The 12,912-nt window shown below is 69.6% G+C and carries 12 protein-coding genes; 1 reads left to right on the plus strand and 11 read right to left on the minus strand.

All coding sequences use genetic code 11. The features are described from left to right. Window positions 1-10: 10 nt before the first annotated feature. Genes Atro_RS09745 through Atro_RS09755 form a run of 3 tightly spaced genes read right to left on the minus strand, consistent with a single transcriptional unit; the run spans window position 11 to window position 3,004 of the window. Window positions 11-1,285: an efflux RND transporter periplasmic adaptor subunit gene (locus Atro_RS09745; protein WP_497927426.1), complete on the minus strand. Its 1,275-nt coding sequence runs from the start codon at window positions 1,283-1,285 to the stop codon at window positions 11-13. Beyond that, window positions 1,282-2,556: a TolC family protein gene (locus Atro_RS09750; protein WP_497927427.1), complete on the minus strand. Its 1,275-nt coding sequence runs from the start codon at window positions 2,554-2,556 to the stop codon at window positions 1,282-1,284. The genes Atro_RS09745 and Atro_RS09750 overlap by 4 nt, the downstream gene beginning before the upstream one ends. 55 nt (window positions 2,557-2,611) lie before the next feature. After that, the gene (locus Atro_RS09755) at window positions 2,612-3,004 is read right to left on the minus strand and encodes a hypothetical protein (RefSeq protein ID WP_497927428.1); all 393 of its coding nucleotides are present in this window, start codon (window positions 3,002-3,004) and stop codon (window positions 2,612-2,614) included. A 173-nt stretch (window positions 3,005-3,177) separates the two neighbouring features. Between Atro_RS09755 and Atro_RS09760 the strand changes: the two genes are divergently transcribed. Next, window positions 3,178-4,482: a lytic murein transglycosylase gene (locus Atro_RS09760; protein WP_497927429.1), complete on the plus strand. Its 1,305-nt coding sequence runs from the start codon at window positions 3,178-3,180 to the stop codon at window positions 4,480-4,482. Window positions 4,483-4,580: 98 nt separating this feature from the next. On the opposite strand, the gene lipA is transcribed toward Atro_RS09760, so the two are convergent. From lipA to mrdA, 8 genes are all read right to left on the minus strand, one after another. Then, the gene (gene lipA / locus Atro_RS09765; RefSeq protein ID WP_497927430.1) at window positions 4,581-5,558 is read right to left on the minus strand and encodes a lipoyl synthase; all 978 of its coding nucleotides are present in this window, start codon (window positions 5,556-5,558) and stop codon (window positions 4,581-4,583) included. Further along, window positions 5,555-6,211, minus strand: coding sequence for a lipoyl(octanoyl) transferase LipB (lipB, locus tag Atro_RS09770; protein WP_497927431.1), 657 nt, complete (start codon window positions 6,209-6,211; stop codon window positions 5,555-5,557). Before lipB ends, lipA begins: the two co-directional genes overlap by 4 nt. Beyond that, window positions 6,211-6,489 (minus strand): DUF493 domain-containing protein, encoded by a 279-nt coding sequence (locus Atro_RS09775; RefSeq protein ID WP_131340339.1) that lies wholly within the window; start codon window positions 6,487-6,489, stop codon window positions 6,211-6,213. Before Atro_RS09775 ends, lipB begins: the two co-directional genes overlap by 1 nt. Window positions 6,490-6,560: 71 nt before the next feature. After that, window positions 6,561-7,763, minus strand: coding sequence for a D-alanyl-D-alanine carboxypeptidase family protein (locus tag Atro_RS09780; RefSeq protein WP_497927432.1), 1,203 nt, complete (start codon window positions 7,761-7,763; stop codon window positions 6,561-6,563). Window positions 7,764-7,824: 61 nt separating this feature from the next. Further along, a complete protein-coding gene (locus tag Atro_RS09785; protein ID WP_497927433.1) occupies window positions 7,825-8,814 on the minus strand; it encodes a septal ring lytic transglycosylase RlpA family protein in 990 nt (329 codons plus the stop codon). After that, window positions 8,811-9,839 (minus strand): lytic murein transglycosylase B, encoded by a 1,029-nt coding sequence (gene mltB / locus Atro_RS09790; RefSeq protein ID WP_497927434.1) that lies wholly within the window; start codon window positions 9,837-9,839, stop codon window positions 8,811-8,813. The genes Atro_RS09785 and mltB overlap by 4 nt, the downstream gene beginning before the upstream one ends. 14 nt (window positions 9,840-9,853) lie before the next feature. Then, the gene (gene rodA, locus Atro_RS09795) at window positions 9,854-10,999 is read right to left on the minus strand and encodes a rod shape-determining protein RodA (protein ID WP_497927656.1); all 1,146 of its coding nucleotides are present in this window, start codon (window positions 10,997-10,999) and stop codon (window positions 9,854-9,856) included. Continuing rightward, a complete protein-coding gene (gene mrdA / locus Atro_RS09800) occupies window positions 10,989-12,911 on the minus strand; it encodes a penicillin-binding protein 2 (protein ID WP_497927435.1) in 1,923 nt (640 codons plus the stop codon). The genes rodA and mrdA overlap by 11 nt, the downstream gene beginning before the upstream one ends. Window position 12,912 lies beyond the last annotated feature (1 nt).

Here is a 12,912-nt window from a genome sequence, read left to right on the forward strand (position 1 = left end):
CGCGGCGTCCTCAGTGGTCGTGGGAAGCGCCGGACTTCTCGATGTCCGCCTTCACCAGGTAGCTCTGCTCGACCACGATCTGGTCGCCCTTCTCTATTCCGGCCAGCACCTCGACCCGCTCGGCGTCGCGCCGGCCCAGCTCGACCGGGCGCACCTCGTAGGTGTCGCCGACGCGGACGAACACCACCTCCCAGTCGCGGAAGCTCTGCAGCGCCGCCAGCGGCACGACCAGTTCGGCCGGCTGGCGGGCGACGACGATGCGCGCCTTGACCGCCGAGCCGGGGCGCCAGAAGCCGTCGGCATTGGCCAGGCTGGCGCGGGCCACGGTGCTCTGGCTGACGGTCGCGGTGCCGGGCAGTACGCGTTCGAGCACGCTCCTGGCGGTGGCACCGTCGCTCAGGCGGGTCACCTCGACGGGCAGGCCGGGGCGGATGTGCTGGGCATCGGCGCCGAACAGGTGCAGGTCGACCCACAGGCTCGACAGGTCGGCGACCTCGAACAAGGGCGTGCCCTCGCCGGCCAAGGCGCCGAGGCTGGCGTTGCGCGCCAGCACCACGCCGGAGATCGGCGCGGTCACCGGGTACTCGGTCAGGCTCAGGTTGCTCTCCACGCTGGCCAGGGTCTGCCCGGCACGCACCGGGTCGCCGACGTTGGCGGCGAGGCGGCGGATCGGCCCGGGGAAGCGCGCGGTGACCCGGGCGACCTTGCCGTCGACCGGAGTCAGCAGGCCCTGCACCTCATGGGCGTCGGCGATCTCGCCGGGGCCGGCCGGGGCCACGCGGATGCCGGCCTCCTCGGCGACCGCCCGCTCGATCTCGGTGCGTCCTTCGTAGCTCGGGTAGGCCCAGCGCAGCGCCTGGCCCTCGATGCTGGCGAGCACTTCGACGTCGAAGGAGTGCGGCTCGCCGACCACGCTGGAGGCCATCAGGCTGCCATCAGCCTGGGCTTCCAGCCGGTGGTTCTCGGCGCGATCGAGACGCTTGAGGCGCACCTCGACGCTGCCGGCCGAGGGCGGCAGCAGCTGGCCGTCGCGGTACAGCCAGGCCTGGTACTTGGGCGGCGTGCCCTTTTCGGCGATGGCCAGCTCGACGGTCAGCGCCCCCTCTTCGAGCAGGCGCCCGCCGTGTCCGCCCTTGCGCGGCTCGTCGTGTGCTTCGTGCTCGCCATGCCCGCCGTGCTCGCCGGCATGCGCGTGAGGGGCGGATTCGGCCGGCGCATGGCCGTCGCAGGCGCTCAGCGCCAGGCTCAGGGCCAGCGGCAGGCCGGCCAGGAAGGATGCTTTCACGGGGTGTTTCCTTTGTCGGTGGACTGACCGGCGACGAACGCCTGGCCGGTGAGTCGCTGGATTTCGATGAGGGTGCGCTGGGCGTCGAGCGCGGCGTCGAGCTGCTGGCGGCGGGCGGCGGTCCGCTCGGACTGCAGCTGGGCCCATTCCAGGTAGCTGGCGGCGCCTCCGCGGTAGGCGCGCTCGGCGGCGCCCTCGGCGCGCGACAGCAGGGGGATCACCTCGTCTTGCAGGCGGCGCACTTCGAGCTGCGCGGCGCGGTAGCGGCCGTGGGCCTCGGCCAGGGTGGAGTGCAGCGACAGCTCGCGGGCCTCGCGTTCGATCTCCAGCGACCCCAGCTCGGCCTCGGCGGCACGGATCTCCGGCGCGGCGCGGCGCTCCGCGCCCAGCGGCAGCGACAGGGTGCCGACCAGGCCGAAATCGTCGCTGGCCTCGAGGCGGCGCACGCCGGCCTGCCAGCTCAGATCCGCGCTCGCCTGGCTGCGCGCCAGTTGCAGGCGCGCTTCGCGGATGCGCTGCTGGCCGACGAACTGGCTCAGCTCCGGGGTGCGCTCGAGCAGCGCGCTCAGCGCGGCGAAGTCGGCGATCTCCGGCAGGGCGGCAGGATCAGCGGCGGCGATCTCGAACTGCGGATCGCGCTCGCCCCAGAGCGCCGCCAGGTACTGGCGCGCGGCGCCGAGGCGCTGCTGCGCGCGGGCCTTCTCCAGCTCGGCGCGGGCCAGCGCCGCCTCGGCGGTGAAGACCACCGACTCCGGCGAGGCGCCGGCCTGCAGGCGCTGGCGCGCGCCGGCCAGGGTGCGCCGGCGCTGGGCGATGTCCTGCGCGGCGATCTCGCCCTGGCGGCGGGCGGCGACCATCGCCAGATAGCGCCGGGCCACCTCGGCGAGCAGGTCCAGGCGGCGCGCCTCGCGCTCGACCGCCAGGGCGTCGATGTGGCTGCGGGCCAGGGTCTTGCGCGCGTCGAGCTTGCCGCCGCGCTCCAGCACCGAGGCCAGGGTCAGGGTCAGCTCGGCACCCTGCAGGCCGTGCGCCTCGCCGCTGCCGAAGGCATTCTCCAGGGTGGCGCCGGCGACCAGCGCCGGACGCAGCGCGGCACGCTCCTGCTCCGCGGCGAGCACTGCGCCGCGACTGTCGAACAGGCGCAGCTCCGGATGGGTGGCGGCGACGCGGGCGAAGGCGTCGTCCAGGGAAAGGCGGTCGGCGGCAAGCGCGGGCCAGGCCGCGGCGGACACCGCGATCCAGGCGGCGAGCGCCGCGAATCGTAAACGCATGTAGGGACTCCGATCGATCAGGGTAAGGGAACGCCGGCCATGGGCCGGCAGAGGCTTACGCGGCGATCGGCGGTCGGTAGGGAACGTGGAGGGGCGATGCGGGCAGCAGCGGCGTCTCGTCCGGCGCGCAGGCATGGCCCGCCGGAATGGCGGTCAGGTGCGGGAAAGCGCCGAGGGCGAGCTGCGCGGCATGCCCGGCGCAATGGGCGGAGTGGAGCAGCGCATGGAAGCCGCCATCGCCCTCCTGGCCCGACTCCGGCTGGGCGAGCGGGTCGCCGTCGTGCCCGGAGGCCTGCCCGAGATGGGCATGCGCGCCGAGCGGCGCATGGGACAGATCGTGGAGTTCGCCGAGCGAAGTCAGTACCGGCATCAGCAGCATGGCCAGCAGCAGCGTCAGTGCGACGAAGCACGCGACGGGCGCGGGGCGATGGCGAGAGAAACCGGACATGGCTGCGAGGACCTGGGCAATCCGCTGTCGACAAGGGGAGACGGGAAGCGCGGCCACCCTACACGCGCCGGCCGCGCAGCGCAACCGGGCCGGCGCCTTCCGGCGCTCCGGGCGGACAAGCCTGCCCCGGCGTGTTATGGTCATCGCTTGATCGCAGCCTTCGAGATGTACCGATGCTCCGCACCCCGGCCCCTGGCCAGATCCTCCGCCAGCTGATCGCCGGCAGCGCAATGGCCCTGCTGACTGCCTGCGTCGACACCCCCACGGCCGACTCCGCCCCGGCCCCGGCTCCGAGCGCCGCCCGCCTGGCGCCGCCTGCAGCCGCCGTGCCGAGCGCGCTGCCGAGCGCACCGCTCGCCGCCATCAGCTTCGACGACTGGCGCGACACCTTTCGCCAGGAGGCCCTGAGCGCCGGCATCCAGCCGCTGGTCTTCGACCGGGCGTTCGCCGGCGTCGCGCCCGATCCGGCGGTGATCTCCGCGGACCGCAGCCAGCCGGAATTCACCCGGCCGGTCTGGGAGTACCTGGCGGGCGCCCTCGCCGAGAAGCGGGTGCGCAGCGGCCAGAACCTGTTGAACCAGCATGCCGAACTGCTGGGACAGATCGAGGCGCGCTACGGCGTCGACCGCCAGACGCTGGTGGCGGTCTGGGGCATGGAAAGCAACTTCGGCCAGGTCATGGGCAACAAGTCGGTGATCCGCTCGCTGGCCACCCTGGCCTTCGAGGGCCGGCGTCCGCAGTTCGCCCACGACCAGCTGCTGGCGGCCCTGTCGATCCTGCAGAACGGCGACGTGCGACCGGAGCGGATGATCGGCTCCTGGGCCGGCGCCATGGGCCAGACCCAGTTCATCCCGACCACCTACCACAGCCACGCGGTGGACTTCGACGGCGACGGTCGCCGCGACATCTGGGATTCGACCGCCGATGCCCTGGCCTCCACCGCCCACTACCTGCAGGCTTCCGGCTGGCGCCGGGGCCAGCCGTGGGGCTTCGAGGTGCGCCTGCCGCAGGGCTTCGACTATGCCCAGGCCGACATGGCCATCCGCAAGTCGCTGGGCGAGTGGCGCCAGCTCGGCGTGACCCTGCCCGTCAGCGCAGTCCAGGAGAACGAACAGGCCAGCCTGCTGCTGCCCGCCGGCCATCGCGGCCCGGCCTTCCTGGTGCTGGACAACTTCCGCAGCGTGCTCAAGTACAACAACTCCACCTCCTACGCGCTGGCCATCGGCCTGCTCGGCGAGCGCTTCCAGAACCGCGGGCAGATCGTCGCCGCCTGGCCGCGCGGCGAGACGCCGCTGAGCCGCAGCGAGCGCATCGAACTGCAGAACCTCCTGGCCGGCAACGGCTTCGACCCCGGCAGTGCCGACGGCATCATCGGCGCCAATACCCGCAAGGCGGTGCGCAGCTTCCAGCAGCGCCTCGGCTGGCCGGCCGACGGCTACCCGACCAGCGAACTGCTCGAAGCCCTGCGTCGGCACTGAAGCGTCGGCGCCACCCGCTGACCGCCGTTCGCCGCGAACCCGTTCCGGAAAAAACGAAGCCCCCTTGCGGGGGCTTCGTTTCGATGCACGGCGGGCGATCAGTCGCCCTTGGCGCCGTGGGCCTGCTGGTCGGCGTGGTAGGAGGAACGCACCAGCGGGCCGGAAGTGACGTTCTTGAAGCCCATCTTCTTACCCTCCTCGGCGAACCAGGCGAAGGTGTCGGGATGGACGAAGCGCTGCACCGCCAGGTGGTTGCGCGAGGGCTGCAGGTACTGGCCGAGGGTGAGCATGTCGATCTCGTGCTCGCGCATGCGCTGCATCACCTCGATGACTTCCTCGTCGGTCTCGCCGAGGCCGAGCATCAGCCCGGACTTGGTCGGCACGCCCGGAATACGCTGTTTGAAGGCTTCCAGCAAATCGAGCGACCACTCGAAGTCCGAGCCCGGACGCGCGGCCTTGTACAGGCGCGGCACGGTTTCCAGGTTGTGGTTGAACACGTCCGGCGGCTCGGTGGCGGTGATGTCGAGGGCGATCTCCATACGTCCGCGGTAGTCGGGCACCAGGGTCTCCAGCTGGGTGCCGGGACTCAGCTGGCGGATCTCGCGCAGGCAGTCGGCGAAATGCTGGGCGCCGCCGTCGCGCAGGTCGTCGCGATCCACCGAGGTGATCACCACGTACTTCAGGCGCAGGTCGGCGACGGCCACGGCGAGGTTCTTCGGCTCGGCCGGATCGAGCGGGTTCGGCCGGCCGTGGCCGACGTCGCAGAACGGGCAGCGGCGGGTGCAGATGTCGCCCATGATCATGAAGGTCGCGGTGCCGCCGGCGAAGCACTCGCCGAGGTTCGGGCAGGACGCCTCCTCGCAGACGCTGTGCAGCTTGTGCTGGCGCAGCAGCTGCTTGATCCGCTCGACTTCGGGGGACGCCGGCATGCGCACGCGGATCCAGTCCGGCTTGCGCGGCAGCTCCTCGGTCGGAATGACTTTCACCGGGATGCGGGCGACCTTCTCCGCGCCACGCAGTTTGACCCCGGTTTCCACCTTGGACGGGCCCTTGCCCGTGGTTTCCGTCGTGCTCATATGCTTTCGATCCCGCCCGTAAGGGTCTTCGCTTCAGCGTAACCGAGCTGCGCAGCGAGCTGTGCACGCAGGCGGCTGCGCACCTCGGCGAATTCGACCGGCCCGCGGGCCTGATCCTTGAGTTGTGTCATGACCATGCCGGCATAGCCGCAGGGGTTGATGCGCTGGAAGGGCGCCAGATCCATGTCCACGTTCAGCGCCAGACCATGGAAGGAGCGACCGTTGCGGATGCGCAGGCCGAGGGAGGCGATCTTCATGTCGCCGACATAGACCCCCGGCGCATCCGGCTTGGCATAGGCCTCGACCGCGTAGCCGGCGAGCAGCTCGATCAGGCTGCGCTCGATGCGGCTGACCAGCTCGCGCACGCCGATGCCCAGGCGGCGCACGTCCAGCAGCAGGTAGCCGACCAGCTGGCCGGGACCGTGGTAGGTCACCTGGCCGCCGCGGTCCACCTGCACCACCGGGATGTCGCCGGGGAACAGCACGTGCTCGGCCTTGCCGGCCTGTCCCTGGGTGAACACCGGCGGATGCTCGAGCAGCCAGAGTTCGTCGGGCGTATCCGGGCCTCGCCCGTTGGTGAAGCGCTGCATCGCCTGCCAGGTCGGCAGGTAGTCGAGCAGCCCCGGCTCGCGGACGCCGATGCTACCCTGCATCAGAGCACCATGTGCACGCGCCCGGTGGCGCGCAGGTCGAGGTGGATGGCCTGCAGCTGCTCGACGCCGGTGGCAGTGATCAGCACCTGCACGGCGAGATAGCGCCCGTTGCGGCTGTCGCGCACTCTCAGGGTCGAGCTGTCCAGCCCGGGCGCATGGCGCCGGATCACCTCGACGACCAGGTCGGCGAAACCCTCGCCGGCGTCGCCGATCACCTTGATCGGGTAGCGCTCGCAGGGAAATTCGATTTTCGGAGCTTGTACGTCGGTATCGGTCATGGCGGCGGCGGGCCGTTCGGCCCGCGGGGACGGCCGCCCACCGGAAGCGGCGGACGGCGGTCGGCAGAGGTTCAGTTGAACAAACCGTAGAAGAACAGTCGGATGCTATCCCATAGACGACGGAACAGGCCACCCTCCTCGACGGTTTCCAGGGCGACCAGATCGGCGCTGCGCAGCACCTGCTCGCCCAGCTTGACCTCGACCTTGCCGACCACGGTGCCCTGCTGGATCGGCGCGATCAGCTGCGGCTCGAGGCTGCTGGCGGTGGTCAGCTGCTTGAGCTGGCCGCGCGGCATGGTGAGGGTCAGATCCTCGGCCAGGCCGACCTTGACCTCGCGGCTGGCACCCTTCCACACCGGCGAGCGGGCCAGCTCGGTGTTCTTCTGGAAGAAGGTCTGGGTCTCGAAGAAGCGGAAGCCGTAGGTCAACAGCTTCTGGGTCTCGGCAGCGCGCGCCTGTTCGCTCTTGGTGCCGAACACCACGGCGATCAGTCGCTGGCCCTCGCGCACCGCGGAGGCCACCAGGCAGTAGCCGGCCTCCTCGGTGTGGCCGGTCTTCAGGCCGTCGACGGTCTTGTCGCGCCACAGCAGCAGATTGCGGTTCGGCTGCTTGATGTTGTTCCAGAAGAACTCCTTCTGCGCGTAGATGGCGTAGTGGGCCGGGTCGTCGTAGATGATCGCGCGGGCCAGCTTGGCCATATCGTGGGCCGAGGAGTAATGCTCCGGATGCGGCAGGCCGGTGGCGTTCATGAAGTGGCTGTTGCTCAGGCCGAGACGCTTGGCGGTCTCGTTCATCATGTCGGCGAAGGCGTCCTCGCTGCCGGCGATGTGTTCGGCGAGCGCCACGCTGGAGTCGTTGCCGGACTGAATGATGATGCCGTGCAGCAGGTCGCCGACGCTCACCTGGGTGCCGACCTGGATGAACATCCGCGAGCCGCCGGTACGCCAGGCATGCTCGCTGACGGTGACCAGATCGCCCTCCTTGATCTGCCCGCGCTTGATCTCCAGGGTGGCGATGTAGGCGGTCATCAGCTTGGTCAGGCTGGCCGGCGGCAGGCGCATGTCGCCGCTGCTCTCGATCAGCACCTGGCCGCTGGCGGCATCCATCAGCAGATAGGCGGAAGCGGCCAGCTGCGGCGGCGCCGGGACGGCCTGGGGTTCTGTCGCCCGCGTCGGCGTCGGCACCGGGGTGGCCTGAGGCTCGGCGGCCCAGGCGCTCGGCACGCTGATCAGAAGGGCCAGGAAAAGGCGTTGCACAAGTCGGGTGGTTTTCATCGTTTCTCGGGTCGTTGGCTAGTCGGACACACCCTTGCGGGCTGTGGAGAGGAAGCGCGAATCAATCGGGCTTGACCAGGGTCGGCTGGCCGAGTCTGGCCAGGCGGACGCTGTCCTGCAGCTGCCGGGCCTCGTCCGGGTTGGCGATCGGCCCCAGGCGCACGCGGTGGAAGGTCTGCCGGTCGCGCACCACCGAGCTGACGAACGCCGGGGTGGCGCTGATCCGGCTCAGCTTGTCCTTGAGCAGCTCCGCCGCGTCCGGGTTGGCGAAGGCGCCGACCTGCAGGTACAGGCCCTGGGTCGCGGAATCGGCCGCGTTGCTGGCGGCGACCTCCACCGGCAGCATGGCCGCCGCATGCTGGCTGGGCGGCGGCGAGTATTCCTCGATCACCGTCGTTGCCGGGCGGGGCGCCGGCTGCGCCTGGGCCATCTGCGGCTGGGCCAGCACCAGCGGCGGCTTGCGGCCCTGCTGGGCCCACCACTCCTGCGGATCGATGCCCTCCACGCTGACCCGCGCGGTGCCGGTTTCGGCGTAGCCGAGCTTCTTCGCCGCGGCGAAGGACAGGTCGATGATCCGGTCGGAGTAGAAGGGGCCGCGGTCGTTGACCCGCAGGATCACGCTCTTGCCGTTGTCCAGGTTGGTCACCCGGACGTAGCAGGGCAGCGGCAGGGTCTTGTGCGCCGCGCTCATCCCATAGAGGTCGTAGGCCTCGCCGTTGGCGGTGGCCTGGCCATGGAACTTGGTGCCGTACCAGGAGGCGGTGCCGGTGGCCTTGTAGCGGCGACCGTCGTTCATCGGGTAGTAGGTCTTGCCCAGCACCGTGTACGGGTTGGCCTTGACCGGGCCGTTGTGGGGCGTGGGCACCGCGTCGGGAATCTTCGAAACGTCGACGTCCCACCAGGGCGCACCGTCCTTGAGCGGCCGCGGGTAGTGGGCCTTGGCGGCAGAGCCCGACGACGTGCCGCGTTCCGGCGACGTGCTGGAGCAGCTGGCCAGCACTACCAGACTGCCGAGCAGGAACAGGCGGAACGGCAGGACATGCCTCGTCATCGGCGGCCGCTCCGCGCCTGGAGCAACTGTTCGGAGAGCTGGTACACGGCCATGGCGTACATCGCGCTGCGGTTGTAGCGGGTGATGGTGTAGAAGTTCGGCAGCCCCATCCAGTATTCCGCGCCGTCCGCGCCGTCCAGCCGGAAGGCGGTGACCGGCAAGCCATCGTCGAGGCGGTCGCGGGTCTGCCAGCCGAGGCTGCGCAGTTCGCCGACGCTCTTCACCGGGTCCAGCCCCTCGGTCAGGCCCTGCTCGGCCTGCGGGCCGGCGATCTCGGCACGGCTGGCCACCGGCCCGCCGGCGACCCAGCCGTGGCGCTTGAAATAGCTGGCGACGCTGCCGATGGCGTCGGTCGGGTTCTTCCAGATATCGATGTGGCCGTCGCTGTCGAAGTCCACCGCATAGGTGCGGAAGCTGCTCGGCATGAACTGCGGCAGGCCCATGGCGCCGGCGTAGGAGCCGGTCAGGGTGAGCGGGTCGACCTGCTCCTCGCGGGTCATCAGCAAAAATTCGCGCAGCTCCTTGCGGAAGAAGGGCGCGCGCGGCGGATAGTCGAAGCCCAGGGTCGACAGCGCGTCGATCACCCGGTAGTTGCCGGTGTTGCGCCCGTAGAAGGTTTCCACGCCGATGATCGCCACGATCACCTGGGCGGGCACGCCGTATTCCCGCTCGGCACGGGCCAAGGCCGCCTCGTGCTGGCGCCAGAAGTCCAGCCCGCGGGCCACGCGGGCCTCGGTGATGAAGATCGGCCGGTACTCCTTCCACGGCTTGGCCTTCTCGGCCGGCCGCGAGATGGCGTCGAGAATCGGCTGCTTGCGCTCCACCTCGCCAAACAGGCCGAGCAGCTGCTCGCTGGCGAAGCCGTAGTCGCGGGTCATCTCCGCGACGAACTCGTCGACCTGCGGTGAATTCGCGTATTCGCCGGCCTGCACCGCGCCGCCGTCTAGCGCGCAGGTCAGCCCCAGGGAGCCGGCAAGGCCGGCCAAAGACAGGGTTCTGGCCGCCCGGCCACGCCTCATGTGCATCGATCCGTCACTCTTCAAACCTGCGCGATCCACTTGCGATGGGTGTGGATCGACATCAAAACCCCGAACCCTGACAGCAGGGTCACCAGTGAAGTTCCACCGTAGCTAATGAACGGCAGGGGTACGCCTACCACCGGCAACAGGCCGCTCACCATACCGATGTTGACGAATACGTAGACGAAGAAAGTCATGGTCAGGCCGCCGGCCCACAGCTTGCCGAACAGCGTCTGCGCCTGCACGGTGATCACCAGTCCGCGGGCGATCAGCAGCAGGTAGACCAGCAGCAGCAGGCAGACGCCGACCAGGCCGAACTCCTCGGCCAGGACCGCAATGATAAAGTCCGTATGGCTTTCCGGCAAAAAATCCAAGTGCGACTGGGTGCCGAGCAGCCAGCCCTTGCCGAATACCCCGCCCGAGCCGATCGCCGCCTTCGACTGGATGATGTTCCAGCCGGTGCCCAGGGGGTCGCTTTCCGGGTCGAGGAAGGTGTGGATGCGCTGCTTCTGGTAGTCGTGCAGGACGAAGTACCACATGCCCACCGCAACCGGCACCACGGCGGCCACCGCCCCGATGATCCACAGCCAGGGCAGCCCGGCGACGAACAGCACGAAGGCTCCGGAGGCGAGGATCAACAGCGAGGTGCCGAGGTCGGGCTGGCGCAGGATCAGCACGAAGGGTATGCCGACCAGCACCAGGCTGACAGCGGTGTGCTTGAGTCCCGGCGGCAGGTTGTTGCGGGCGAGATACCAGGCGATGGTCGCCGGCATGATGATCTTCATGAACTCCGAGGGCTGGAAGCGGATCACCCCGGGGATGTTGATCCAGCGCGTGGCGCCCATGGCGTTGTGGCCCATGACCTCCACCACCACCAGCAGGATCACGCCCAGCACGTAGGCCAGCGGCACCCAGCGGGCGATGAAGCGCGCCTCCACCTGGGCGATGACCAGCATGCAGAGCATGCCGAGGCCGAACGAACTGGCCTGCTTGACCAGCAGGCCGAGGTTCTTGCCGCTCGCCGAATAGAGGACGAACAGGCTGCCGGCGGCGAGCAGCAACAGCAGCAGCAGCAGCGGGCCGTCGATGTGCAGGCGCTGCAGCAGGGTGGCACGGCGGCGCAGCACGTCCTCGTCGGACAGGGTACGGTCGAAGCTAGCGTTGATAGTCATGGGCAACGTCCTGCGGCGCCGGGGCGAACTGCGCTTTCAACCGGCCATTTTCGTCGAGCAGCCAGGCGTCCATCACCTGCTTGACCACCGGCGCGGCGACACCGGAGCCGGACTCGCCGTTCTCCACCATCACCGCCACGGCGATCCGCGGATTCTCGGCCGGGGCGAAGCCGACGAACAGGGCGTGGTCGCGATGGCGCTCCTGCAGCTTGTTGCGGTCGTATTTCTCGCCCTGGCGGATCGCCACCACCTGGGCCGTACCGCTCTTGCCGGCGATGCGATAGCGCGCCGTGGCACCGACCTTGTGCGCGGTGCCGCGTGCGCCGTGCACGACCTGCTGCATGTCGGAGCTGATCAGGTCCCAGTTGCGCGGATCCTTGAGCTGGATGTCCGGCGGCGCCGGGCGCGCCTCCAGCAGGCCGCTGGCCATCAACTGCTCGGGCGTCAGACCATCGGCCGTCATCAGCAGCCGCGGCCGGTGCCACCTGCCCTTGTTCGCCAGGAGGGCGGTGGCCTGGGCCAGTTGCAGCGGAGTGGCCAGCATGTAGCCCTGGCCGATGCCGGTGATCAAAGTTTCCCCCGGATACCAGGCCTGGCGGCGGCTGACCCGCTTCCACTCGCGCGACGGCATCAGCCCGGCGGCCTCCTCGAACATGTCCAGGGACACCCGCTGACCGATGCCGAAGTGGCTCAGGTAGCGATGCAGGCGATCGATGCCCATGCGGTGCGCCAGGGAGTAGAAATAGGTGTCGTTGGAGCGGGCGATCGCCGCCTCCATGTTCACCCAGCCGTCGCCGCCGCGGTTCCAGTTGCGGTACTTGTGCTTGACGTTGGGCAGCTGGAAGAAGCCCGGGTCGAAGACCCGTGTGCTGCGCTCCACCGCCCCGCTGTCGAGACCGGCCAGGGCGACCACCGGCTTGATCGTCGAGCCCGGCGGGTAGACGCCGCGCAGCACCCGGTTGTACAGCGGGCGATCGATGGAGTCGCGCAGCGCGGCATAGTCCTTGACGCTGATTCCGGTGACGAACAGGTTGGGATTGAAGCTCGGCTGGCTGACCATCGCCAGCACCCCACCGCTCGCCGGGTCGATGGCGACCACCGCGCCGCGGCGGTCGCCGAGGGCTGCTTCGGCGGCCTTCTGCAGGTTCAGGTCGAGGCTCAGGGTGAGGTCCTTGCCGGGCACCGGGTCGGTGTGCTTGAGCACCCGCAGCACCCGCCCTCGGGCGTTGGTCTCGACTTCCTCGTAGCCCACCTGGCCGTGCAGCAGGTCTTCGTAGAACAGCTCGACGCCGGTCTTGCCGATGTGGTGGGTGCCGCTGTAATCGACCGGATCGAGCTTCTTCAGCTCGCGCTCGTTGATCCGTCCGACGTAGCCGACCGAATGGGCGAAATGCTCGCCCTGCGGGTAGTGGCGGACCAGCTGGGCGGCCACCTCGACGCCGGGCAGGAGAAACTGGTTGACCGCGATGCGGGCGATCTGCTCCTCGGACAGCTCGAACAGCACCGGCACCGGCTCGAAGGGCCGGCGCCCCTGGCGCACGCGCTTCTCGAACAGGCTGCGCTCCTCCGGGCCGAGTTCGAGCACCTTGACGATGGTGTCCAGCACCTTCTGCCAGTCGCCGGCGCGCTCGCGGGTCACCGTCAGGCTGAAGCTCGGCCGGTTGTCGGCGAGGATCACCCCGTTGCGGTCGAAGATCAGCCCGCGGTTCGGCGGAATCGGCTGCACGTGGATGCGGTTGTTTTCCGCCAGGGTCGAATGTTGCTCGTACTGGATCACCTGCAGGTAGAACAGGCGCGCCACCAGCGTCAACGACAGCAGCACGATGGCCACGGCGCCGACGACGGCCCGCGCACGGACCTGGCGCGCGTCCTTCTCGTGGTCTTTGAGGCGAATCGGCTCCGGCATC

This window comes from Azotobacter tropicalis (assembly GCF_059739045.1).

Excerpts from the sequence above, each read along its gene's own strand:
- Atro_RS09750 (WP_497927427.1), bottom strand. The coding sequence starts at position 2,556 with ATGCGTTTACGATTCGCGGCGCTCGCCGCCTGGATCGCGGTGTCCGCC.
- Atro_RS09755 (WP_497927428.1), bottom strand. The coding sequence starts at position 3,004 with ATGTCCGGTTTCTCTCGCCATCGCCCCGCGCCCGTCGCGTGCTTCGTC.
- Atro_RS09760 (WP_497927429.1), top strand. The coding sequence starts at position 3,178 with ATGCTCCGCACCCCGGCCCCTGGCCAGATCCTCCGCCAGCTGATCGCC.
- lipA (WP_497927430.1), bottom strand. The coding sequence starts at position 5,558 with ATGAGCACGACGGAAACCACGGGCAAGGGCCCGTCCAAGGTGGAAACC.
- lipB (WP_497927431.1), bottom strand. The coding sequence starts at position 6,211 with ATGCAGGGTAGCATCGGCGTCCGCGAGCCGGGGCTGCTCGACTACCTG.
- Atro_RS09775 (WP_131340339.1), bottom strand. The coding sequence starts at position 6,489 with ATGACCGATACCGACGTACAAGCTCCGAAAATCGAATTTCCCTGCGAG.
- Atro_RS09780 (WP_497927432.1), bottom strand. The coding sequence starts at position 7,763 with ATGAAAACCACCCGACTTGTGCAACGCCTTTTCCTGGCCCTTCTGATC.
- Atro_RS09785 (WP_497927433.1), bottom strand. The coding sequence starts at position 8,814 with ATGACGAGGCATGTCCTGCCGTTCCGCCTGTTCCTGCTCGGCAGTCTG.
- mltB (WP_497927434.1), bottom strand. The coding sequence starts at position 9,839 with ATGCACATGAGGCGTGGCCGGGCGGCCAGAACCCTGTCTTTGGCCGGC.
- mrdA (WP_497927435.1), bottom strand. The coding sequence starts at position 12,911 with ATGCCGGAGCCGATTCGCCTCAAAGACCACGAGAAGGACGCGCGCCAG.